General features: G+C 67.3%; 16 protein-coding genes, 1 tRNA gene and 1 rRNA gene. 8 read left to right on the plus strand and 10 right to left on the minus strand.

Annotation, left to right across the window (positions count from 1 at the left end):
- Positions 1-139 precede the first annotated feature (139 nt).
- The 3 genes from FQU85_RS03915 to FQU85_RS03925 all read right to left on the minus strand — a co-directional run bounded on the left by FQU85_RS03915 (position 140) and on the right by FQU85_RS03925 (position 3,055).
- Positions 140-211, minus strand: a tRNA-Ala gene (locus FQU85_RS03915).
- A 108-nt stretch (positions 212-319) separates the two neighbouring features.
- Positions 320-1,792 (minus strand): 16S ribosomal RNA (locus FQU85_RS03920).
- Positions 1,793-2,740: 948 nt separating this feature from the next.
- Positions 2,741-3,055, minus strand: a complete 315-nt coding sequence (locus FQU85_RS03925; RefSeq protein ID WP_145844553.1) for a non-histone chromosomal MC1 family protein — start codon at positions 3,053-3,055, stop codon at positions 2,741-2,743.
- 180 nt (positions 3,056-3,235) lie between these two features.
- Here FQU85_RS03925 and FQU85_RS03930 point away from each other — a divergent pair, with 180 nt between their 5' ends.
- Both FQU85_RS03930 and FQU85_RS03935 read left to right on the plus strand, forming a co-directional pair.
- Positions 3,236-3,433: an AbrB/MazE/SpoVT family DNA-binding domain-containing protein gene (locus FQU85_RS03930; RefSeq protein ID WP_123074594.1), complete on the plus strand. Its 198-nt coding sequence runs from the start codon at positions 3,236-3,238 to the stop codon at positions 3,431-3,433.
- 3 nt (positions 3,434-3,436) lie between these two features.
- On the plus strand, positions 3,437-4,486 hold the full coding sequence (locus tag FQU85_RS03935) for a quinone-dependent dihydroorotate dehydrogenase (protein ID WP_145844558.1): 1,050 nt from the start codon (positions 3,437-3,439) through the stop codon (positions 4,484-4,486).
- A gap of 258 nt (positions 4,487-4,744) precedes the next feature.
- Here the strand turns inward: FQU85_RS03935 and pheT are convergent, their stop codons facing one another.
- The 7 genes from pheT to FQU85_RS03970 form a co-directional block, all read right to left on the minus strand.
- On the minus strand, positions 4,745-6,466 hold the full coding sequence (pheT, locus tag FQU85_RS03940; protein WP_145844561.1) for a phenylalanine--tRNA ligase subunit beta: 1,722 nt from the start codon (positions 6,464-6,466) through the stop codon (positions 4,745-4,747).
- Positions 6,466-7,974, minus strand: a complete 1,509-nt coding sequence (locus tag FQU85_RS03945) for a phenylalanine--tRNA ligase subunit alpha (RefSeq protein WP_145844565.1) — start codon at positions 7,972-7,974, stop codon at positions 6,466-6,468. The genes pheT and FQU85_RS03945 overlap by 1 nt, the downstream gene beginning before the upstream one ends.
- A 204-nt stretch (positions 7,975-8,178) precedes the next feature.
- Positions 8,179-9,732, minus strand: a complete 1,554-nt coding sequence (locus FQU85_RS03950; protein ID WP_145844569.1) for a tryptophan--tRNA ligase — start codon at positions 9,730-9,732, stop codon at positions 8,179-8,181.
- Positions 9,729-10,760, minus strand: coding sequence for a tRNA-intron lyase (gene endA, locus FQU85_RS03955; protein ID WP_145844571.1), 1,032 nt, complete (start codon positions 10,758-10,760; stop codon positions 9,729-9,731). The genes FQU85_RS03950 and endA overlap by 4 nt, the downstream gene beginning before the upstream one ends.
- A 25-nt stretch (positions 10,761-10,785) precedes the next feature.
- A complete protein-coding gene (locus FQU85_RS03960; RefSeq protein ID WP_145844573.1) occupies positions 10,786-11,508 on the minus strand; it encodes an endonuclease NucS domain-containing protein in 723 nt (240 codons plus the stop codon).
- A gap of 39 nt (positions 11,509-11,547) precedes the next feature.
- Positions 11,548-13,887 (minus strand): DEAD/DEAH box helicase, encoded by a 2,340-nt coding sequence (locus FQU85_RS03965; RefSeq protein WP_145844575.1) that lies wholly within the window; start codon positions 13,885-13,887, stop codon positions 11,548-11,550.
- A gap of 40 nt (positions 13,888-13,927) precedes the next feature.
- The gene (locus tag FQU85_RS03970; RefSeq protein ID WP_145844577.1) at positions 13,928-15,331 is read right to left on the minus strand and encodes an MATE family efflux transporter; all 1,404 of its coding nucleotides are present in this window, start codon (positions 15,329-15,331) and stop codon (positions 13,928-13,930) included.
- 112 nt (positions 15,332-15,443) lie between these two features.
- On the opposite strand from FQU85_RS03970, the gene lipA reads away from it, so the two are divergent.
- The 6 genes from lipA to pheA all read left to right on the plus strand — a co-directional run bounded on the left by lipA (position 15,444) and on the right by pheA (position 22,469).
- Complete coding sequence (lipA, locus tag FQU85_RS03975) at positions 15,444-16,379, plus strand: lipoyl synthase (protein WP_145844579.1); 936 nt, start codon at positions 15,444-15,446, stop codon at positions 16,377-16,379.
- Positions 16,380-16,577: 198 nt separating this feature from the next.
- Positions 16,578-17,693, plus strand: a complete 1,116-nt coding sequence (gene pdhA, locus FQU85_RS03980) for a pyruvate dehydrogenase (acetyl-transferring) E1 component subunit alpha (protein WP_370516764.1) — start codon at positions 16,578-16,580, stop codon at positions 17,691-17,693.
- A gap of 1 nt (position 17,694) precedes the next feature.
- On the plus strand, positions 17,695-18,678 hold the full coding sequence (locus tag FQU85_RS03985; protein WP_145844584.1) for an alpha-ketoacid dehydrogenase subunit beta: 984 nt from the start codon (positions 17,695-17,697) through the stop codon (positions 18,676-18,678).
- 2 nt (positions 18,679-18,680) lie between these two features.
- A complete protein-coding gene (locus tag FQU85_RS03990) occupies positions 18,681-20,192 on the plus strand; it encodes a dihydrolipoamide acetyltransferase family protein (protein ID WP_145844585.1) in 1,512 nt (503 codons plus the stop codon).
- A complete protein-coding gene (gene lpdA, locus FQU85_RS03995; protein ID WP_145844586.1) occupies positions 20,192-21,616 on the plus strand; it encodes a dihydrolipoyl dehydrogenase in 1,425 nt (474 codons plus the stop codon). The genes FQU85_RS03990 and lpdA overlap by 1 nt, the downstream gene beginning before the upstream one ends.
- A 43-nt stretch (positions 21,617-21,659) precedes the next feature.
- On the plus strand, positions 21,660-22,469 hold the full coding sequence (pheA, locus tag FQU85_RS04000) for a prephenate dehydratase (protein WP_145844588.1): 810 nt from the start codon (positions 21,660-21,662) through the stop codon (positions 22,467-22,469).
- Positions 22,470-22,472: the final 3 nt, after the last annotated feature.

Here is a 22,472-nt window from a genome sequence, read left to right on the forward strand (position 1 = left end):
CACGTCCCGTGGGTGACACGGGAGCGTACATCGACCCTTCCCAGCCACGCTTTCGCCGGCTGGTGCATCAGTCGAACTCAACTCATCGTTGCGCCGTCTCCCACTTAAGGGACACGGTTCACGTCCGAGTTGAGAGTAATGGACCCACTGGGATTCGAACCCAGGGCATCCTCCTTGCAAAGGAGGCACTCTACCACTGAGCTATGGGCCCACCTCCGAACTGGAGGTTCGTTAGCCCTGATGGATTGTAAGTGTCCGATTGGGCTCAAGAGAGCCAATCGCCAAAGGTGAGCCAGAGCAACGCTCTGGTCTCGATCGTTGGAGGTGATCCAGCCGCAGATTCCCCTACGGCTACCTTGTTACGACTTAAGCCCCCTTGCGAAGCCCAGATTCGACCACCGCATGGTGGCCTCATCCGGACCTCACTCGGGTGCTTTGACGGGCGGTGTGTGCAAGGAGCAGGGACGTATTCACCGCGCGCTGCTGACACGCGATTACTACCGAATCCAGCTTCATGAGGACGAGTTTCAGTCCTCAATCCGAACTACGATCGAGTTTAGGAGATTAGCTTCACCTTTCGGTGTCGCATCCCATTGTCTCGACCATTGTAGCCCGCGTGTTGCCCAGAACATTCGGGGCATACTGACCTACCGTTGCCCGTTCCTTCCTCCGTGTTAGCCACGGCAGTCTCCCTAATGTACCCAGCCACGACATGCGTGCTGCTGGCAATTAAGGATGCGGGTCTCGCTCGTTGCCTGACTTAACAGGACGCCTCACGGTACGAGCTGACGGCGGCCATGCACCTCCTCTCAGCAGCCTCGGGTAAGGTCATCAACCTGACCGTCATTACTGCTGTCGGTTCTGGTGAGATGTCCGGCGTTGAGTCCAATTAAACCGCAGGCTCCTCCGGTTGTAGTGCTCCCCCGCCAATTCCTTTAAGTTTCATCCTTGCAGACGTACTTCCCAGGCGGCCCGCTTCTCGGCTTCCCTACGGCACAGCGCAGGCTCGTAGCCTGCGCCACACCTAGCGGGCATCGTTTACAGCTAGGACTACCCGGGTATCTAATCCGGTTCGAGACCCTAGCTTTCGTCCCTCACTGTCGGATCCGTCCTCCTGAGGCGCTTTCGCCACCGGTGGTCCGTCCAGGATTACAGGATTTCACTCCTACCCCGGACGTACCCCTCAGGTCTTCCGGTCCCAAGCCACACAGTTTCCGCTGGACGCCTGCTCGTTAAGCGAGCAGATTTCCCAACGGACTTGCGCGGCCAGCTACGGACGCTTTAGGCCCAATAATATCGGTCATCACTTGGGCTGCCGGTATTACCGCGGCGGCTGGCACCGGTCTTGCCCAGCCCTTATTCGTGAACCACCTTACGGTTCACAAAAGCGAGGGCTCTATGCCCTCGCACTCGGAGTTCCCTTATCGCACTGTCGTGCAGTGTAAAGGTTTCGCGCCTGCTGCGCCCCGTAGGGCCCGGAATCTTGTCTCAGATTCCGTCTCCGGGCTCTTGCTCTCACAACCCGTACCGATTATAGGCACGGTGGGCCGTTACCCCACCGTCTACCTAATCGACCGCAGCCGCATCCTGTGGCGCCGTAGCGTTTCCAACTCCACTCCTTCCAGAAGAAGAGTCTTATGAGGAGTTAGCCTCAGTTTCCCGAGATTATTCCTCTCCACAGGGTAGCTTGGCCACGTGTTACTGAGCTATCTGCCGCGAGTATGAACTCGCACAACTAGCATGGCTAAATCGAACTCCGATAGCAATGACCTCCGGCAGGATCAACCGGAATGTGCTGGGATGAACCCAGCTGCTGGAGGTCAAGCCTCCAGCTTGGCGGGAGCACCAAGTAATGGTGCTTCCATTGCAAATGATTGGCTCTAATGAGGCCAATCGGATATCACCAATCCATCAGGGCTAACATCAGATCCCATCTGTACGGCGGACCGCAGGGGTAGGATCCTCATTTTCCTTCGGATCTGTATGTAGGGAGTTTCGGGTATTAAACCCACCGGAACTCCACAGATCCGACCCGTGGAAGCGGGGGACGCTTCCACGCGACGTTCGCATTCCATCCAACGTTCGGGTATTACTTAAGGGCGTTGAATCAGATTCGCCAAAGGCGAATCAACGCCGACCCTCGTTGAATGTAGAACATCAGTGGCGTAGGAGTACTACGCCACCTCGTCGTTCACATTCATTCCGAAGAGGGATAACCACTTAAGGGCATCGTTCTCACCTCGAGGAGGTGAGTGTATGCCGACCCGGAACGTCGAATGCGTGCGTCAGTGGCGTAGGAGTACTACGCCACCTCGTCGTTCGCATTCGTACGAAAGTCCGAGTACCACTTAAGGGTGTTGAATCAAGTTCGTCAGGGACGTTTAGATTCGAACCCAAACAGGTTGGACGGGCGTGCGTCGGTGGCTCCGGGTGACCGGGCCACGTCACGTCGTTCGCATTCAATCCGAGTGCCGGGGTACACTTAACGCCGTCGAACCACCACCCTGTTCGGGAGACGACGACACGGGGAACAGTCTCACAAGACACAGCAAGAGCTCGAAGGGAGAGTCAGCAGAGAATATGGCGCGGGCGGAGGCCGACAGGTCATTCCACGGTCGTCCGTTCGGTCGAGTCGGGTGTTTCCCGCGCGTATATACGTACACGCCGGACGGTGTTAACGACGCGGGTTCCGCGATATGGAGCTACCCGCCCCGCCTCGCACGCACGGGTAGGGAGGGGGCTAGATGTCGTCGACGTGTTCGATGCCTTGCTTCGAGACGTTCGCCTTGGTGATGCGACTGGGCATCCAGTCGGGCGAGTCGTCGGGCGCGTCTTCCTCCCACGCCCAGGCCTCGTAGATGTGTACCTTGTCCGAGCCCTTCTCGCGGAGCCGGATGTCGTGGCGTTTTGCGTTCTGTTCACCGTCAGCGACGTCTTCGAGCCGTCGGGCCGCTTTGAGCGCGGCCTGCCGGGGCGTGTTCCCACTGAAGACGCTGGTCTCGGTACCGTCGACGTCGCGGAGCGCGAAATTCCGTTTACCGTCCTCACGTGCCATGGTTTTGCACCATGCCAACCAAACACAGGCCCTCTCATAAATATATCGGCAAATTCAACCGGAGACGGCCAGGTTCCGGGACGGGCTCGGCGGAAAAGCGGCGGAGCGACCGCGACGAGCGACGACAAGAGGTAAGGGCTTAAGTACGTGCTACAGCGAAGGAGGTGATACAGTAGCTCGATGGTTCGCAAGAAGAAACTCAGCCCGAGTGGCGCGAAAGGCGAGGACGGCGAGTACCACAACGCCCACGTGAACCTCCACGAGGACGAACTCGCCGTCGCCGGCCTCGAAATCGGCGACGAGGTGTTCGTGCGCGTGCGTGAGGACAAGATTATCATCCAGAAAGCGGATCCGGACGAGGTCGAACACGACTTCTGAACCGTGTCCATCTACAGCGCGGTCAAACCGCTATTGTTCCGCCTCCCCGCAGAGACGGCGCACACGACGGTTCACGCCGGGCTGCGCACTCTCCAGCGAACCCCGTTTCTCTCGACAGTCGACGACGCATTGACTGTCGAGTCTTCGCGCTTACGCGTGCGCGCGTTCAAGAACAAGTTCCCGAATCCTATCGGCGTCGCAGCCGGGTTCGACAAGAACGCCGAAATCCCGCGCGCGATCGAGGCACTCGGGTTCGGTCACGTGGAGGTCGGCGGCGTCACGGCCGACCAGCAGGACGGGAACCCGCGTCCCCGCATGTTCCGCTTGCGCGAGGACGAGGCCATCGTGAACCGCATGGGGTTCAACAACGACGGCGCAGACGTGGTGGGTCGGCGGCTCCGCGAACAGTCCCTTCCGGACAGCCCCGTGGGCGTGAACATCGGGAAGTCGAAGGCCGCAGAGGACGCCCCCGCGGACTACCGGTACACGTACGAGCGCGTCGCGGATTCGGGGGATTACTTCGTCGTGAACGTCTCCAGCCCGAACACGCCCGGCCTCCGCGACCTCCAGCACCGCGACCACCTCGAAGCCATCTTCACCGAACTCCTCGACGCGGGCGCGAGCCCCCTCCTGGTGAAGTTCTCCCCCGACCTCTCCCGGGACGCAATCGCGGACGGCGTCGCGCTCGCCGAAGAACTCGGTCTCGACGGCATCGTCGCCGCGAACACCACCACGGAACGCGACGACAGCCTCCGCAGCCCCGCCCGCTTCGAACAGGGCGGCCTCTCCGGAAAGCCCCTCCGAGAGCGCGCGACCTCCCTCGTCCGCTTCGTCGCCGAGCGCACCGACCTCCCCGTCGTCGGCGTGGGCGGCGTGTTCACCGCCGAGGACGCCTACAAGAAGATACGGAACGGCGCGTCCGTCGTCCAGCTCTACACCGGACTCGTCTACCGCGGCCCCACCATCGCCCGCGACATCAACCAGGGCCTCCTCGAACTCCTCGACCGCGACGGCTTCGACACCATCGAAGACGCCGTCGGCGCGAACCTCTAGATGGACTTTTTTCCGACTCGGGTGAGCGCACAGCGCCCACCACTCGTCGCAAAAACCTCCACTAAAAAAGCGCGAACGCTCCGCGTTCGCGGTACGTGACCGCAGCCGGTCTATTCGAGTGCGTCCCGCCGCAACTCGAATCCGGCGACCGGGACTTCCAGGTCGTATTGCACGCACCGTTTTCGTCGGCGGGTTCGCTCACTGCGTTCACGAACCACTTCTCGAAAAACCCTGCACGAAAAATCGCTCGCTCGCGGTCTATTCGAGTGCGTCCCGCCGCAGCTCGAACCCGGCGACCGGGACTTCCAGGTCGTGTTCGACGATGACTTCGGGGTGGAGTTCGCCGATGACGCCCACTTGTTCGCCGTCGATTTCGATGGCGGCGGTGCGGCCGTCGATGAACGACGGGTGGGTGGTGGGCGGGGTTTCGAGGCTGGCGTCGAACGCGCGGCAGAGCGATTGAAGCCGGGATTTCGCGTCCTCGTAGGAGGCGTCGTGGCGCGCGACGACGGCGGCGACCGTATCGCGTTCGGCGACGCCGGTGTTCTCCGCGTCGTCCAGCTCGGCGGCGAACCCGACTTCCCCGAGGTCTTGGGGGTACGCGCGGTGGGTGTTGTTCTCGAGAACCATCAGGAGGCTGGGGAGCGCCCACGTCCGGAGGATCTCGTAGTCCTCGCTGTACGGTTCAGCGATGGTGGCGGCGCGGCCGCCGCCGACCGCGTCGGTGTCCTGGTCGAGACCCATCCGGTCGTAGTTCTCGTCCTCGGCGATCATGTGGAAGTTCAGGAGGCCCTCGAAGCCGAGGCCGGCGAGCGTGTTCCGGACGGCGCGCGCGTGCCGGGAGTCGCTCGTGCGGCCGCCGACGGTACCGACTTCGGGATACCGGGGGACGAGTTCGTTGAAGCCGTGCGCGCGCCCCACGTCGTCCACGATGTCGACGGCGTGCAGCACGTCCACCCGGTACGGCGGGACTTCGACGTCGTAGTCCACGCCGTCTCCCCAGACTTCGGTTTCGACGCCCAGTCCGGCGCGCTCCATGTAGTCCACGACCTCGTCCTCACTGAGGTCGACGCCGAGCAGGGTCTCGATGCGGTCGTGCGTGACGTGTTTCTCCGTCGTCTCGAAGTCGGGGCGGACGAGCGTGCGGTCGGGGTACTCGACGTCCACGGACTCGATCTGGCCGCCGCGGGCGGAGAGGGCGTAGCAGAGGATGACGCACATCTTGTCGATGGTCCACTGGTCGGTCCCGGTGAGTTCGATGAAGAGGTCGCGGGAGTCCGTGGTGACCTCGGTGCGGCGGCCGTTGATGACGGGCGGGAAGCTGAACAGCCCGAGGTCGTCGTAGATGGCCGGATAGGTGTCGTGGCCCTCGACGAGGTCGGCGTACGTCTCGCCCGTGGGGTGGTCGGTGAGCACCTCGTCGGGCGTGAGTTCGCGGTCGGAGTCGAGCGCGACGAACGTGTCGCCGTCCGGGCTGACGCCGCGGTACTCGACGGAGTTGTGGTCGTCGGCGGCGTCGGGGCCGAGCGCGCCGCCCTTGAGCATCGTGAGGTCGTGGATGCCGATAGCGCCCTTCGCGCGCTTGCGCCCCATCGTCGCGTGCAGTTTCTCCTGGAGTTGGATGAGGGAGTCGAGCGCGTCCTCGCTGAGGTTCACGTCCCGGACGACGGCGCCGGTGACGTACGGCCGGTAGTCGGGGACGGAGTCGTCCACTTCGATCGTCCACTCGGCGTCGTTCGCGTCGGGTACGAAGATGCCGCGGGTGTCGCCGTACTGGTAGCGCAGGGAGCGCGCGACGCCCTCGACGCTCAGGCGGTCGAGTCGGTCGGGCGCGAACTCCAGTTGGAACGCGCCGCCGTCGGTTTCGCCCTCGAATTCGAGGCCGAGCGCGAACAGGTCGTCCTTCAGTTCGTCGTCCGATTTCTCGTCGTGGCCCGTGAGCGTGCGGAGTTCGTCGGGGTCGATGTCGACGACGACCATCAGTACAGCACCTCCTCGCCGCGGAGGTAGTCGAGGTCGACGAGCGTCCCGTGCACGTCCCGGATGTCCTCCGCGCCGGTGACGAGCATCATCAGACGCTCCAAGGCGAGCCCCCACGCCATCACGTCGCAGTCCACGCCGAGCGGCTCCAGGACTTCGGGCCGGAAGATGCCGGAGTTCCCGATCTCGATGATTTCGCCCGTGCGGGGGTGTCGGCCGAACAGTTCGAACGACGGCTCCGTGTAGGGATTGTAGTGGGGTTTGAACGTCACGTCCTCGATTCCGAACTGGCTGTAGAACTCCGTGAAGGTTCCCATGAGGTCTCTGACGCTGAGGTCGTCCGCCATCACCCAGCCCTCTATCTGGAAGAATTCGAGGAGGTGCGTGGCGTCGAGCGTGTCGTTCCGGTACACTTTCTCGACGCTGAAGTACCGCTGCGGGGGTTCGAGGTCGCCCTCGGCCTCCCCGGAGAGGTAGCGCATGGAGAGGGAGGTGGTGTGCCCGCGGAGGTCGAGGCCGCGCGCCATCTCCTCCGTCCACGGGCTGTGGTAGCCCTCGCCGTCGTCGCCGACGCCCTGGCGGTGTGCGTCCTCGACCCGGGAGACGAGGTCGTCGGGGAGGTCGCGGATTTCGCTCGGCTGGGAGAGCGCGAACTGGTCCCAGTGGGTGCGCGCGGGATGGTCTTGGGGCATGAACAGCGCGTCGTTGATCCAGAACTCGGCGTCGACGTGCGGGCCCGCCATCTCCTGGAAGCCCATGCCGACGAGCACGTCCTTGACGTTCTCCGCCATCTCGCGGAGCGGGTGAGTGCGGCCGGGGTTCACGTCCTCCGCGGCGGCTTCCACGTCGTACGACCGAAAGTCGGCGTCCCGCCACTCGCCGGAGGAGAGCACGTCGGGCGTGAGCTGTCCGAGGCCGCCCTCGGTTTCGACGCCCTCCATGAGCGCGGTGACGCCCGCCTCGGTGAGCTGGACAGTTCGGACGGTTCGCTCGGAGCGCGAGACGAGATCGCGGCGGACGAGCGCGTCCACAGCGGACTCGTCGGTGACGGGTTCGCCGTCGGCGAGGCTCGCGAGCGCCGCGGCCTCCCCGTCGCTGTCGGGGTCGGCGTCGGGGTTCGCGGCGACGCTCCCGGCGTCGATGGTGCCGTAGCCCTTCCGCGCGAGGTTCGACAGCGCGATGTCCACCTGCGGGCCGTCCAGGCCGGCGCGTCCGAGGAGTTCCCCGAGCGACACGGAGTCGTCGGTCGCGCCCGCCTCGACGGCCGCCCGGTAGAGCCGAACCTCGGGCAGGCCGTCGTCGAGGTACTCGCGGGCTTCCTCGGTGAGTTCGAGTTCCTCCTCGACCGTCTCAGTGACGGAGAGCAAGCCTGCTTCTTCGAGTTCGAACGCCGCGCCCGTCACCGTCTCCGGCGGCAGGTCGGCGTCGTCCGCGATGTCGTCGATTCGCCTGGGTTCGTCGGCGCTCGCGGTTTCGAGCACCGCGAGCTGATGTCGTGGCAGTTGCATTGTGCGTGTGCGCGTAGAGTACTCGGAAAGCGGTTCCGATGCCCGCACGAGCGGTTTCGGCGCCGACCGGCCGGCGCGTCCACCCTCGTCACGGGTCGAAAAAGAACCCGAACCCCGGACCGTCGGCTTCGCGAACGATGCGGCGCGCGTGGGATTCGGACGCCATGCTCGAATCGTCAACCGTCGGCGGCAAAAGCGTGTCGTCTACGCCCGCGTGGACGTGAGCTGGATGTCCGCGTCCTCCAGGAGGTCTTCGACTTCCGCGCGTTTCTCCTGGTGGTCGGCGAGGAACTCCCGCATCAGTTCGGCGGCCTGTTCCTTGCAGTCCCCGCAGAGGCGGTCGCCGTTCCGGCACTCCTCGTACACGCGCTCGGCGAACTCGTCGTCGTCCGCCGCGAGGAGGTACGCGTACAGTTCGTAGACGGGGCAGTCGTCGGGCCGGCCGCCCTTCTCGCGCTGTTCCTCGGCGCTCTGCCGGCCGCCCGTCGTCGCCGACTTGACCTTCTCGTAGCCCGTCTCGGGGTCGTCGAGGAGGCTGATGTGGCTGGCGGGAATCGAGGAGCTCATTTTCCCGCCCGTGAGCCCCGTCATGAACCGGTGGTAGACCGAAGAGGGCGGGACGAACCCGTACCCGCCGTGTTCGACCTCTACGTCCTGTGCGAGGTCGCGCGCCTCGGCCTCGGTGAGGTCGAACGCGTCCACGTGCCCCTCGAACACGCGTTTCTCGCCCTCGACGGCGTCGATGAGCGCCTCGAACGCGTCGTCCGTGGCGTTCCGGTCGAAGAAGCGGGTGCGGGGGCGAAGCGGTTCCATCCCGGCGTTCTCCAGTTTCTCGATCGTGGCGGAGAGCATCGCTTCGTCCACGCCCTCGGGGAACGCGTCGACGCCTCGGTCGGCGAGCCACTCCGCGGCCTCGACACACCGCGGCGTCTCGGCGTCGTCCGCGTACTCCTCGCGGGCGTCGTAGGCGCGCGCGACCAGCGGGCGTTCGTCGTCGGTGAGCTCGAAACTCGCGTACGCCTCAGTGACCTTGAAGTATCGAGCCCGGGACGCGAGGTCGCGCGCGAGTCGAATGTGGGGGTCTTGGTCGGGGCCGACGGGAATCACGGTCGGCTTCGGCTCGTCCAACTGCGGGTAGAGGATGTCCGCCATCTGCGTGACGACGGACTGCATGTGCGAGACGTCCGTCTCGCCGCCGAACCCGTAGATGGCTTCGAGCTCGCTGAAGTTCGCTTCCGCGCCGAGTTCGAACGCCAAGTCCTGGAGTTCGCGGTTCTCCGACTGCCGGTACAGTGTCCCTTCTTCGGGGTCGAATCCGAGCGCGAGCAGGCTCAGGAGGTAGTTCCGCGAGTGTTCGTCTATCTCCTCCCAGGTGAGGCCGCGCGCGGCGTTCGCTTCCAGGTCGGCGATGAGCGCGTACGCGTCCCCGCCCTGCTCTTGATGCCAGATTATCTCGTCGAACACGAGCTTGTGCCCGATGTGGGGGTCGCCGGTCGGCATGAACCCGGAGAGCGCCGCGAACGGTTCGTCCGCGCGCATCGCGTCGAGAACGCGGCGGTAATCCCGGTGGCCGAAGATGATGGCGCGCCGCATCAGGTAGTGGGGGTTCGGCACCTCGTCGAGGAGGTCGTCGAACGCCTCGATGCCGAACTCGCCGAACAGTTTCTCGTAGTCGGAGACGGTCGACGACCCCCAGGGGTCGAGGGTGACGTCGTCCGCGCCGGCCGTGCCGTCGTCGCGTGGTGTGTCGTCAGTCATGGAGTGAGTCGGGAGACCGCGAGCCAGTCGGGTGAATCCTGTGCGTCCAGCGCAAAAACCATTCGCTTCCGCACGCCGTGCGCGAGCCGGACGTCGAGCGCCACGTCCCGCGGGGAGAACGTGTGGTCGGCGGGGAGCGAGCGCACGAGCCAGGGGGAGTGTCCGAGGTTGTCGGCGTCCTCGATGTCGTGGTAGACGCGGAAGTCCGCGCCGAACTTGAACCCGGTCTTGGGCGTGTAGCCGGCGTCGCGGAGCGCGCGGTACGCGCGGAGCCGGCGGTCGAACCGGCCGCCCTCGGCGTCCCGGCCGCGCTCGACGACGGCTTCGACGCCGCCCTCGACGGACAGCGCGCCGACCGCGGCGAGGTGCGCGGCCTCCACGAGCGACAGCTGGAGCGGCGCGTGCTCGGCGGCGCGTCCCGTGAGCGGCTGGCCGTAGAAGAACTCGTGGTGGAGGCGTTCGGGCGGCTCCCAGACCACGACGCGGTCGTCGAGGAGCACGCCGTCGGCCGCGGGCGGCGTCTCCGGCGTGTCGTCGGGGACCGCGAGGCGTTCGGTCTCGAAGTACGTGATGTCGCTCTCCTCGTCCACGACGGCGAGCGTCACGTCCCCGAGCGCGCTCGCGGCCACGTCGGCGCGTTCGCTCACGGTGCGAATCCGGTACGCCTCCGTGTCGTCCCACGGGCCGTCCCCGCGCGGGTAGACCACGAAGTCGATCCCCTCCGAATCGTCGACCCAGCCGTCGCGGGCGGGCGAGAGGTAGAACCCGCGGTCGCGGAGGTCGGCGTACACGACGAACCGCGCGCCGAACCCCGCGTTCTGTCGGGCGAGGTAGTCCGCGAACCCGCAGTCGTTCCCGTCGACTTCGACGGCGTCGAGGTCGCCGCGGAACAGGAGGTGGGCGGCCTCGACGGGCGCGAGCACCACGTCGTCGCCGTCCCGCGGCCGCCCGTACCCACGGGAGTCGTAGAAGCGCTGACGGGCGTCCCCGCCGACGTGGACGAGTCCGTCGCGCGCGTGTCCGTTCATGGGCGCTGAGAGGCCGCCGAGCGCCCTATTGGTTGCGGTCGCAGGTCGCGTCCAGACACCGCCGGCCGCTCGGCGTGTCGAACGCGGGGAGGCCGCAGTCGCAGGCGCCGTCCACGACCCCGGACGGGATTCGGTAGACGGCGTCGCAGTCCGGGCAGACGGCGTCGAGCGCGCGCCGCCGCTCGATGCCGAGGAGACTCCCGCAGCGACACGTCCACTCGGCGTCGAACGCGCCGATAACGGCGTCGTCGAGGGAGTCGCAGGTGCGGTCGAGACAGCATTCGAAGGTGTCGCCGCGGTCGGCGCGGAAGGTGGGCAGCCCGCAGTCCTCGCAGGTGGTCTCGGTGAGCGTCGCGTCCCGGGGGAGCGCGTAGGCGGTGCGACAGCCGAGGCAGGTGACGCGCGCGCCGTCCCGAACGAGCGTGCTGGCGCAGTCCGGGCACGTGCCGACGGTGGGGCCGGCGGGCGTGACGGGATAATGCGCGCTCCCGTAGTCGGCGTTCGAGTCGACGCGGAGGCGTTCCTCGTTCTTCGTCGCGACGAGCGCGAACCCGGACGTGTCGCGTTCGAACTGCACGGAGTTCGGGCGGGTGAGCCACGCGGCCGGCTGGTAGCCGGCGTCGTCGTGGACGAGGACGGTGTTGTCGGGTTTCACGAGCACGACGACTTCGCCGCGCTGGGTGGTGGTGCGGCCGTTCTCGTACGTGACGGTGCAGTCGCCGGCGAGGACGCGGGTGGAGTCCTGCATACCGCGGGGTGGCCGCGGCTTCCTACGTGAACTCTCGGCCTACGCCACGCGCACCGTTCGCGTCTCGGAGACGGGCAGGAGCGGGAGGTCGGGGAAGACGACTTCGACCTCGTAGGTGAGTTCGTCCGCGCTCGCGCCGAACACGCCCACGGGAACCTGGAGGGAGTCCGTGAGGAACGCGGTCTTCTCGGTCATCTCGGTGTCGTTCACGCGCACGCTCACGTACGCGCTCGCGCCGCCGCCGTCGTTCGTCACCGCGACCTCGCACAGCTCGTTCTCGCCGAGCGCGATGGCGTCGGGGAAGTCGCCCCAGTCGAAGCCTACCCGGGGGGCGTCGGTCGCCTGCTCGTACACGCTCTCCGCGACGCCGCCGGAGAGCCCGGCGTCCACGAGGCCCTCGACGCCCGCGTCGTAGGCGTCCGCCGGCGTCTCGATTCCCTCGTCGGCGAGTTTGTGCGCGCGGCCCGCGCCAACGCCGTCCAGGGCGGTGAGGCCGACGGCCCGCCGGGGGACGCCGGTGTCGATGCGCGCCTCCAGTCGGTGCGCGAGGTTCGCGCCGCGCGGGCGGTCGAAGCGCTCGAAGAACTCCGCGAGCGCCGCGAGCAGCCGGAGCGCGTTCTGCGTGATGACCCAGGCGTCGCTCCGGAGTTCGGGCGGCACGCTCCCCCGCGTGTTGGCGTAGAGGATTGCGAGCACCTTCCGCGGGCCGGATTCGAGGTCGCTCCCGCGGTCGCGGAGCGAGGACTGGATCGCGTCCCGTTCGGACTGCCGGGCGCTCACGCTGTCGAACTCGCGGGCGGACGCGACCGCCGCGAGTATCGCTTCCTCGTCGAGGGCGTCGTTCGTCGCGAGGTCGTGGAAGGCCTCGGCGGTCTCCATCCGGAGGTAGTACGTCGAGGTGAGAATACCGAGTGTGGTCGCCGAGAGGCCGAGGTCGTCGTCGGCTTCGACGAACCCGCGGCCGCGGAGGGTGTCGAGGTGGTCGCGGACGCGGTCGCGGAGCCCGGCGAAGTCGTAGTCGTCGGGTTCGGACTGCGCGCGGTGGTAGTAGAACGTGGTTTCGAGCCAGTCCATCACGTCGCCGACGCCGCGGATGGTGCCCATCGCCACCTCCGCGTTCAGGTGTTCGGGGAGGCTGTCCGCGAGCCGGGACTCTATCTCCTTTCCCTCCCGGAGCAGGCGGCGGTACTTGTCGGCGTCCGACGTGTCGCAGACGACCCAGCCGTAGCCCACGTCGTCGTAGCCGGGGCGGCCCGCGCGGCCGAGCATCTGGAGCACGTCGAGCGGGCTCATGTCCACTTCGCCCTCGAGGGGGTCGTGGAGTTTCGTGTCCCGTATCACGACGCAGCGCGCGGGGAGGTTGACGCCCCACGCGAGCGTCGAGGTGGAGAAGAGGAGTTCGATTTTGCCCTCGCGGAACCACTGCTCGACGAGGTTCTTGTCGTTCGTGGAGAGCCCGGCGTGGTGGAACGCGACGCCGTCCAGCACGGACTTCCGGAGCGTGCTGTTGTCCAACTGCTCGCTCTCGGTGTGGAAGTCGTAGTCGCCGCGCGCGCCCATCGGGATGTCGCGTTCCGCGATCTCGTCCCGGGACTTCTTCGCGGCCTGCACGGTGTCCTGGCGGCTGGAGACGAACACCAAGGCCTGCCCGTCCTCGCGCAGGTGGGGTTCCGCGAGGTCGAGCGCGGTAAAGAGCCGCCTGTACTTGTCGGCGAAGGCGTTGTCGCCGTGCGTGTACGTCCGCACGTCCGCGTGCAGGTCGACGGGCCGGTAGTCGTCCCCGAACTCGAACGTCGTCTCCGGGGGCGCGTCGAGCCAGTTCGCCACGTCGCCGATGTTCGGCATCGTCGCGGAGAGCGCGACGACCCGGGGGTCGCAGAGCCGCCGCATCCGCGCGACCACGACTTCGAGCACCGACCCGCGGTGTTCGGAGTCGAGGAGGTGGACTTCGTCGATGACCACGAGGTCTACGTCCGTGACGAACGAGTACCGGGGACTGTCGTGTTTTCGAGTGGCGGAGTCGAGTTTCTCCGGCGTCATCACGAGCACGTCCGCGCGCTCGGCGCGCCGGGGGTTCAGGTCGCGTTCGCCCGTGACGACGTACACGGAGTAGCCGAGGGATTCGAAGCGCTCCCACTCCGATTCCTTCTCGTTGGTGAGCGCGCGCAGGGGCGCGATGAACACCGCGGTGCCGCTCTCGCGGAGGGTCTTGCAGATGGCGAGTTCGGCGAGCGCGGTCTTCCCGGACCCGGTCGGTGCGGACGCGACGACGTTCTCCGAGGTGTCGAGGAGCGCCGGCGCGGCCTCGGACTGCATCTCGTTGAACTCCTCGAAGGGGAAGGCGTCCGCGAACTCCGGAACCGCTTCGGCGACCTCCATTGGTGTGGGGAAGCCGACGCCCGGGGAAAGGGGTTTCTCTCTAGTCCGCGCTCGCGCTGTCGGCCGCGCGGCGGAGCATGCCGTCTGTCGTGGAGTACCAGAAGTAGACGCAGAGGCCGACGGCGGCGGCGACGTTCGAGAGCGTCACCGCCCAGAAGACGGCGTGGACGCCGTACCCGAGGCCGACGCCGAGGATTCCCGAACCGACCGTGGCGACGGGGACGCGGACGGCCCAGTACTGGAGCATCGTCGCGTACATCGACACGTCGGTCTTGCCCGCGCCGTTGAACCCGGATTCGACGGTGTAGATCGCGCCGAGCGCCCAGTACCCGAACGCGAGAATCACGAGGTAGTCCGCGGTGAGCGCGAGCCCCTCGGCGGTGAGCGTGGGCGCGAACACGGTGGCGATGGTTTCGGGTATCGCGAGTTGGATCGCGGCGAACGCGGAGAGCCCGATGACGGCGACAGCGACGGCGACCCACGTGGTGCGTCTGGCGCGGTCGGTGTTCTCCGCGCCGAGGTTCTGTCCGACGACGCTGGTCGCGGCGTTCCCGAGGCCGATGGCGGGGACGAACGCGACGGTGGAGATGCGCGCCCCGACGGTGTACGCGGCGAGGCCGGCCGACCCGGCGGTGAAGGAGACGACGGCGATGACCGCGACGCGGGCGGCGTGTCGGGCGGTGCGCTGGCCGGCAGCGGGCCAGCCGACGGACACCATCTCGCGCGCCACGTCCGTGTCGAACGTGAACGACCCGGGGGAGAGCGAGAAGTTCCGGGTGCCGCGGAACGTGACGGAGACGGCGATCAGGAGACCGAACACGAAGCCGAGGGCGGTGGCGAGCGCCGCGCCGAACACCTCGAGGCGGGGGATGGGGCCCCAGCCGAGGATGAGGAAGGGGTCGAGGACGAGGTTCGATCCGAACGAGGCGAGGTTGATGTAGAGCGCGGCCGTCGAGTCGCCGGACGCGAGCAATCCCATTTCGAGCACGTCGCTCGCGCCGGCGGCGAGCGTCCCGACGGCGTACACCTGGAGGTAGATGGCGGCGTAGTCCGCGACCGCGCCGTCGGCGCCGAGCAGGGAGACGAGCGTGTCGGCGAACAGGAGCGCGACGACGGCGACGACGATCTGGAGCGCGATGGAGAGGACGACGCCCGCCCAGACGACGCGGCGCGCGCCCTCGTCGTCGCCCGCGCCGAGGCGCTGGGAGGTGAGGACGTGCGTGCCGGTGATGGCGAGCATCGCCGGGACGAGCGAGAGCGCGGTCAGCGGGACGACGAGGCCGACGCCGGCGACCGCGTCCTCGCCCACGCGTCCGACGAAGAACACGTCGACGACCTGCTGGGCGACGGCGACGAAGTTCTGCGCGACGAGCGGTGCGGCGAGGAGGAGGAGGGTGCGCGTGAGACGACCCTCGACCATATCTTCGTTCGATACGTCAAACATAGTTCAATACCGGAGTTATGGCCAAATTACCCGGAATGTTCATTAATCTATGGATATCGCGAGCGGGGCGCGGGAACCCCACGCTTTTGCCGTCGCGCCCGAAGGCTAGGGTATGAGTCGCCGACGGAAACCGGACTGGCTGAAGATGCGGCCGCCGTCCGGCGAGCGGTTCACGGAGATAAAGCGAACCCTGCGCGACCACGACCTCCACACGGTCTGCGAGGAGGCGTCGTGTCCGAACATGGGCGAGTGCTGGAGCGGCCGGGACGGCCCGGGGACGGCGACGTTCATGCTGATGGGCGACCGCTGCAGTCGCGGGTGTAACTTCTGCGACGTGAAGACGGGGGGGATGGAGGCGCTCGACCCGGACGAGCCCGCGAACGTCGCAGAGGCGGTCGCCGAAATCGGCCTCGACTACGTGGTGCTCACGTCGGTCGACCGCGACGACCTCGACGACCAGGGCGCGAGCCACTTCGCGGAGACGATCCGCGAGATAAAGCAGCGCGACCCGGACATCCTCGTGGAGTCCCTGATTCCGGACTTCCGGGGCGAGGAAGACCTCGTCCAGCGGATCATCGACGCGGGCCCGGACGTCATCGCGCACAACGTGGAGACGGTGGAGCGCCGGCAGTTCCCGGTTCGCGACCGGCGCGCGGGCTACGAGCAGTCGCTCTCGGTGCTCGAACAGGTCGGGCGCGCGCGGGACGTGTACGCGAAGACCTCGATAATGCTCGGCGTGGGCGAGCACGACCACGAGGTCTACCAGACGTTGAGCGACCTCCGGGAGCGCGGCGTGGACGTGGTGACGCTCGGGCAGTACCTCCAGCCCAGCCGGTCGCACCTCGACGTCGCGGACTACGTGCATCCGCAGAAGTTCGAGACGTGGCGGGCGGTCGCAGAAGAGGAGTTGGGATTCCTCTACTGCGCGAGCGGGCCGATGGTGCGGTCGTCGTACCGCGCGGGCGAACTGTTCGTGGACGCGCTGCGGCGGGACGACCGGTCGGTGGCGGAGGCGCGGGAGACGGCGCGCGCCCGCGCCGGCGAATAGGACGTTCGTCCAGTCTCGTCCGACCCCGCCCGTTCGAGAGAGCTGTTCTTCCGGAAACGAGGATGCTTTTTCGACAGTGTACGCTTCCCACCACAGTTAGTGGACGTAAGTCCACGAATCGCGGGTCGCGACGGCTCGTTACGAAAACCATATGGTGCGGGATGTGGCAATTATTACTATGCAAGGACGGGGATGCCCGTGACTTCGATACTAGACCGCGAACCGGACGACCGCTTCCGCATCCTCGACGAGGACGGAGCGGTCGTCGACGGCGCGTCCGTCCCGGATCTCTCGGACGAGGCGTTCGTGGAGATGTACCGGACGATGAAGCTCGCGCGTCACTTCGACCAGCGCGCGGTGAGCCTCCAGCGACAGGGCCGCATGGGTACGTATCCCCCGCTCTCCGGGCAGGAGGGCGCGCAGGTCGGGAGCGCGATGGCGCTCGACGACGACGACTGGCTCGTCCCGAGTTACCGCGAGCACGCGGCGACGCTCGTCCACGGCGTCCCGCTGAAGCAAACGCTCCTCCTCTGGATGGGGAACGAGCACGGGAACGACGTGCCCGAGGACGCGAACGTGTTCACGACGGCGGTTCCCATCGCGAGCCAGATTCCGCACGCGACCGGACTGGCGTGGGCGTCGAAACTGAAGGACGAGTCGGGGAAGGGATTCCTCTGTTACTTCGGGGACGGCGCGACCTCCGAGGGCGACTTCCACGAGGGCCTGAACTTCGCGGGCGTGTTCGACACGCCGAACGTGTTCTTCTGCAACAACAACCAGTGGGCGATTTCGGTTCCCAGAGACCGCCAGACGGCGTCGGAGACCATCGCGCAGAAGGCGACCGCGTACGGGTTCGACGGCGTGCAGATAGACGGGATGGATCCGCTCGCGGTGTACGCGACGACGGAGGCCGCGCTGGAGAAGGCGAAGAACCCGGGCGAGGGCGAGCGCCGGCCGACGCTCGTGGAGGCCGTCCAGTACCGGTTCGGCGCGCACACGACCGCCGACGACCCCTCGGTCTACCGCGAGGAGGCCGAAGTCGAGAAGTGGCGGGCGAAAGACCCGATTCCGCGCCTGGAGACGTTCCTCCGCGACACGGGCCGTCTCGACGACGAGTCCGTGGAGCGAATCGAGGGCGAAGTCGAGGAGCGCGTCGCGGACGCCATCGAGGCGGCGGAGTCGACGCCGCGACCCGACCCGCGCGAGATGTTCGAGAACGTGTACGAGGAGATGACGCCCCGGCTCGAACGCCAGCTCGCGGAGTTCGAGGGGATACGGGAGAAGCACGGCGACGAGGAGATGCTTGAGGACTGAGATGACTGAGACACAGAACCTAACGCTCGTGCAGGCGGTACGGGACGGCCTCCGGGACGCGATGGCCGCGGACGACGACGTGGTCGCGCTCGGGCAGGACATCGGGAAGAACGGCGGCGTGTTCCGCGCGACCCAGGGGCTCCACGAGGAGTTCGGGGACGACCGCGTCATCGACACGCCCCTCGCCGAGTCCGGCATCATCGGAACGTCGGTGGGGATGGCCGCGTACGGCCTGAAGCCCGTTCCCGAAATCCAGTTCTCGGGCTTCATGTACCCGGGATTCGACCAGATCGTGAGTCACATGAGCCGGATGCGCACCCGAAGCCGGGGGCGGTACACGCTCCCGATGGTGCTGCGCGCGCCGTACGGCGGCGGCATCCGCGCGCCCGAGCACCACTCGGAGTCGAAGGAGGCGTTCTACGCCCACGAGGCCGGTCTGAAGGTCGTCGTCCCCTCGACGCCGTACGACACGAAGGGACTCCTCATCTCGGCGATTCGCGACCCCGACCCCGTAGTGTTCCTCGAGCCGAAGAAGATCTACCGCGCGTTCCGCGAGGAGGTGCCGGACGACCCGTACGAGATCCCGCTCGGCGAGGCGTCGGTGCGCCGCGAGGGGAGCGACGTGTCCGTGTTCACGTGGGGGGCGATGACGCGCCCGACGCTCGAAGCCGCGGAGACCGTCGCGGACGAGATGGACGTGGAGGTCGTCGACCTGCGGACGCTCAGTCCGATGGACGAGGAGGCCATCGTGGAGTCCTTCAAGAAGACCGGGCGCGCCGCGGTCGTGCACGAGGCGCCGTTCACGGGCGGGCTGGCGGGCGAAATCGCCGCCACCCTCCAGGAGCGCGCGCTCCTCCACCAGGAAGCGCCGATAGAGCGCGTGACGGGCTTCGACACGCCGTTCCCGCTGTACGCGCTCGAAGACTACTACACGCCGGGGCCGGCCCGAATCGCTGAAGGCCTGCGGAACGTCGTGGAGTTCTAGAGATGCCGACGGAATTCAAACTGCCCGACGTGGGCGAGGGCGTGGCGGAGGGCGAAATCGTCGCGTGGCTCGTCAGCGAGGGCGACACGGTCGAGGAAGACCAGCCGGTCGCGGAGGTCGAGACGGACAAGGCGGTCGTGGAAGTCCCGTCTCCCTACGACGGGACGGTGAAGGAACTGCACTACGAGGAGGGCGACGTGGTTCCCGTCGGGGACGTCATCGTGACGTTCAACGTCGAAGGCGAGGACGACCTCGACGCCGCTCCCGAGCGAGACGAGACGTCCGCCGCGGACGCGGACGCGGACACGGAGACCGCGGATGCCGCGTCCGCCGCGTCCAGCGGGTCGGGGCGGACGTTCGCCCCGCCGTCGGTGCGGCGGTTGGCGCGCGAGCGCGACGTCGACCTCAGTACCGTCTCGGGGAGCGGGCCGAGCGGCCGCATCACCGAGGGCGACGTTCGCGCGGCCGCCGAGTCGGGCGAGGAGAGCGCGGAGGCGTCCGCGCCGAAGTCCGCGGTGACGAAGGTCAGTGAGGAGGACGAGAAGTCGGCCGCGTCGGCCGCCACTAACGAGAAGGCCGCGTCGGCCGAACCGGTGGAGGCGGCGGGCCGGGAGAAGACGCTCGCGGCCCCGGCGACGCGGCGGGTGGCCGAAGAGCTCGGCGTGAGCCTCGACGACGTGCCGGCGAGCGAGGAGCGCGAGGACGGCGCGTTCGTGAGCGAGGCGGCGGTCCGCGAGTACGCCGAAGCCCAGCAGGCCGCGCAGGCCGCTGACACCGCCGAGGTGCGGTCGGGCGACGCCGACGGCGAGTCGGGCGAGCGCGAGGAGCGCGTGCCCTACCGGGGCGTCCGGCGCACCATCGGGAAACAGATGGCGGAGTCGAAGTACACCGCGCCGCACGTCACGCACCACGACACGGCGGTCGTGGACGCGCTCGCGGACGTGCGCGAGGAACTGAAGCCCGTCGCCGAGGAGCGGGGCTTCCGGCTGACCTACATGCCGTTCATCGTGAAAGCCGTGGTCGCCGGCCTCAAACAACACCCGTACCTCAACTCCCAGTTGGACGAGGAGAACGAGGAGATCGTCCTGAAGAACTACTACAACATCGGTATCGCCGTCGCGACCGACGCGGGCCTGATGGTGCCCGTCATCAAGAACGTGGACGAAAAGTCGATTCCCGACATCGCCGCGGAGATGCGCGACCTCATCGAGAAGGCGCGCGACCGCTCTATCAGTCGAGAGGAGATGCAGGGCGGGACGTTCACGCTCACGAACTTCGGCGCTATCGGCGGCGAGTACGCGACCCCCATCATCAACTACCCCGAGACCGCGATTCTCGGCCTGGGCGCGCTCGAAGAGCGGCCCGTGGCGGAGGACGGCGACGTCGTCGCGAAGGAGACGCTGCCGCTGTCGCTGTCCATCGACCACCGCGTCATCGACGGCGCGGTGGCGGCGGAGTTCGCGAACACAGTCCAAGAGTACTTGGAGAACCCCAGCATGCTTCTACTCGAATAATGGTCGTCGGAGATGTCTCAACCGGAACGGAACTCGCGATAATCGGCGCCGGCCCCGGCGGGTACGTCGCCGCGATTCGCGCCGGCCAGCTCGGCCTGGACGTAACGCTCATCGAGAAGGACGCGTGGGGCGGCACCTGCCTGAACTACGGCTGCATCCCCTCGAAAGCCCTCATCACCGCGACGGACGTGGGGTACGAGGCCGACACCGCAGAAGAGATGGGGATTCACGCGGACGTGAAGGTGGACGTAGACCAGATGACGACGTGGAAGGACGGCGTCGTCGACCAGCTCACGTCGGGCGTAGAGAAGCTCTGCAAGGCGAACGGCGTGAACCTCGTGGAGGGCGTGGCGGAGTTCGAGAGCGAGAACAAGCTCCGGGTCGCGCACGGCGGCGACGGCCAGGGCTCGGAGACCATCGAGTTCGAGAACGCCATCATCGCCACCGGGAGTCGCCCCATCGAAGTCCCCGGGTTCGAGTACGACGGCGAGCACGTCCTGAGTTCGCGGGACGTGCTCGACCTCGACCGCGTGCCGGAGTCGATGGTCGTGGTCGGCGGCGGGTACATCGGGATGGAGCTCTCGACCGTGCTCGCGAAGATGGGGTGTGACGTGACCGTCGTGGAGATGCTGGACGACATCCTCGCGGGCTACGAGGAGGACGTGACGAGCGTCGTCCGACAGAACGCCGAGGATCTCGGCATCGACTTCCGGTTCGGCGAGGCGGCGAGCGACTGGGAGAAACGCGACGGCGACATCGTCGTCACCACCGAAAACGAGGACGGCGAGGAGTTCCAGTACGCGACGGAGAAGGCGTTCGTCGCGGTCGGCCGCCAGCCCGTGCTCGACACCCTGAACCTCGACGCAATCGGCCTCGAACCGAACGAGGACGGCCACCTCGAAACGGACAAGCAGGCGCAGACCGACGTGGCGGGCGTGTACGCCATCGGCGACGTGGCGACGGGCCCGATGCTCGCGCACAAGGCCTCGAAGGAGGGGCAGGTCGCCGCGGAGGCCATCGCGGGCGAACCGGCCGCGCTCGACTACCAGGCCGTGCCCGCGGCCGTCTTCACCGACCCCGAAATCGGCACCGTCGGGATGACCGAACAGGAAGCCGAAGACGCCGGCTTTTCTCCCGCGGTCGGGAACTTCCCGATGCGGGCGTCCGGGCGCTCGCTCACCACCGGCAACGACGACGGGTTCGTCCGCATCGTCGCCGACGAGGACTCCGGGTTCATCCTGGGCGCGCAGATCGTCGGGCCGGAGGCGAGCGAGCTCGTCGCGGAACTCGGACTCGCCATCGAGATGGGCGCGACCCTCGAAGACGTCGCCGCGACCATCCACACGCACCCGACGCTCTCCGAGGCCGTGATGGAGGCCGCCGAGCACGCGCTCGGTCACGCCATCCACACGCTGAACCGATAGGGGCGGCGACGGCTTTTTCTCCCCCTCGCGGCGTACGAGGCGTATGAAGGTCGTCACCCTGGGACCGTCCGGAACGTACTCGCACCGCGCCGCCACCGCCGTCTCGGAGGACGCGGACGTGGGGTTCCGAGAGTCCGTGCACGCCATCGTCTCCGCGGTCGCGGACGGCGACGCCGACCGGGGCGTGGTTCCCATCGAGAACTCCATCGAGGGGTCGGTGACGGAGTCGCTGGACGCGCTCGCGGAGCGCGAGGTCGCGGTCGTGCAGGAGGTCGTGACGCCGATTCGGCACGCGCTGCTCGCGCAGACGGAGACCGTCGAGACCGTCGCGAGTCACAGTCAGGCGCTCGCGCAGTGCCGGAGCTACCTCGACGAGAACTATCCGAACGCCGACCGACAGGCGGTGGCGTCCACGGCGCGCGGCGTCGAGCTCGCGCGGGAGACCGCGGGCGTCGCCGGCATCGGCCACCCCGACAACGCGGGCGACAACCTCACCGTGCTCGCGGAGGACATCCAGGATCGGAACTCGAACGCCACCCGGTTCTTCGTCGTCGCCGGCGCCGCGGAGCGCTCCGACGCCGGCGGGAAGTCGACGTTCGTCGTCTACCCGGACGCGAACTACCCCGGACTGCTCCTCGACCTGCTCGAACCGTTCGCGGAGCGCGACATCAACCTCAGCCGGGTGGAGTCCCGGCCGAGCGGCGAACGCCTCGGCGACTACGTCTTCCACCTCGACGTGGCCGCCGGCCTCTACGAGCAGCGCACCCGGGACGCGCTCGCGGAAATCGACGCCATCGCCGAAGACGGCTGGGTGCGCCGCCTCGGCTCCTACGACGTTCGACACGTCGTGTAGGCG

The sequence above is a fragment of the Salarchaeum sp. JOR-1 genome (assembly GCF_007833275.1).
GTDB lineage: Archaea > Halobacteriota > Halobacteria > Halobacteriales > Halobacteriaceae > Salarchaeum.

What these genes read in the sequence shown, in the direction of transcription:
- FQU85_RS03925 (WP_145844553.1), bottom strand. Translation starts at nt 3,055, where the DNA reads ATGGCACGTGAGGACGGTAAACGGAATTTCGCGCTCCGCGACGTCGAC.
- FQU85_RS03930 (WP_123074594.1), top strand. Translation starts at nt 3,236, where the DNA reads ATGGTTCGCAAGAAGAAACTCAGCCCGAGTGGCGCGAAAGGCGAGGAC.
- pheT (WP_145844561.1), bottom strand. Translation starts at nt 6,466, where the DNA reads ATGGTCGTCGTCGACATCGACCCCGACGAACTCCGCACGCTCACGGGC.
- FQU85_RS03945 (WP_145844565.1), bottom strand. Translation starts at nt 7,974, where the DNA reads ATGCAACTGCCACGACATCAGCTCGCGGTGCTCGAAACCGCGAGCGCC.
- FQU85_RS03950 (WP_145844569.1), bottom strand. Translation starts at nt 9,732, where the DNA reads ATGACTGACGACACACCACGCGACGACGGCACGGCCGGCGCGGACGAC.
- endA (WP_145844571.1), bottom strand. Translation starts at nt 10,760, where the DNA reads ATGAACGGACACGCGCGCGACGGACTCGTCCACGTCGGCGGGGACGCC.
- FQU85_RS03960 (WP_145844573.1), bottom strand. Translation starts at nt 11,508, where the DNA reads ATGCAGGACTCCACCCGCGTCCTCGCCGGCGACTGCACCGTCACGTAC.
- FQU85_RS03965 (WP_145844575.1), bottom strand. Translation starts at nt 13,887, where the DNA reads ATGGAGGTCGCCGAAGCGGTTCCGGAGTTCGCGGACGCCTTCCCCTTC.
- FQU85_RS03970 (WP_145844577.1), bottom strand. Translation starts at nt 15,331, where the DNA reads ATGTTTGACGTATCGAACGAAGATATGGTCGAGGGTCGTCTCACGCGC.
- lipA (WP_145844579.1), top strand. Translation starts at nt 15,444, where the DNA reads ATGAGTCGCCGACGGAAACCGGACTGGCTGAAGATGCGGCCGCCGTCC.
- FQU85_RS03985 (WP_145844584.1), top strand. Translation starts at nt 17,695, where the DNA reads ATGACTGAGACACAGAACCTAACGCTCGTGCAGGCGGTACGGGACGGC.
- FQU85_RS03990 (WP_145844585.1), top strand. Translation starts at nt 18,681, where the DNA reads ATGCCGACGGAATTCAAACTGCCCGACGTGGGCGAGGGCGTGGCGGAG.
- lpdA (WP_145844586.1), top strand. Translation starts at nt 20,192, where the DNA reads ATGGTCGTCGGAGATGTCTCAACCGGAACGGAACTCGCGATAATCGGC.
- pheA (WP_145844588.1), top strand. Translation starts at nt 21,660, where the DNA reads ATGAAGGTCGTCACCCTGGGACCGTCCGGAACGTACTCGCACCGCGCC.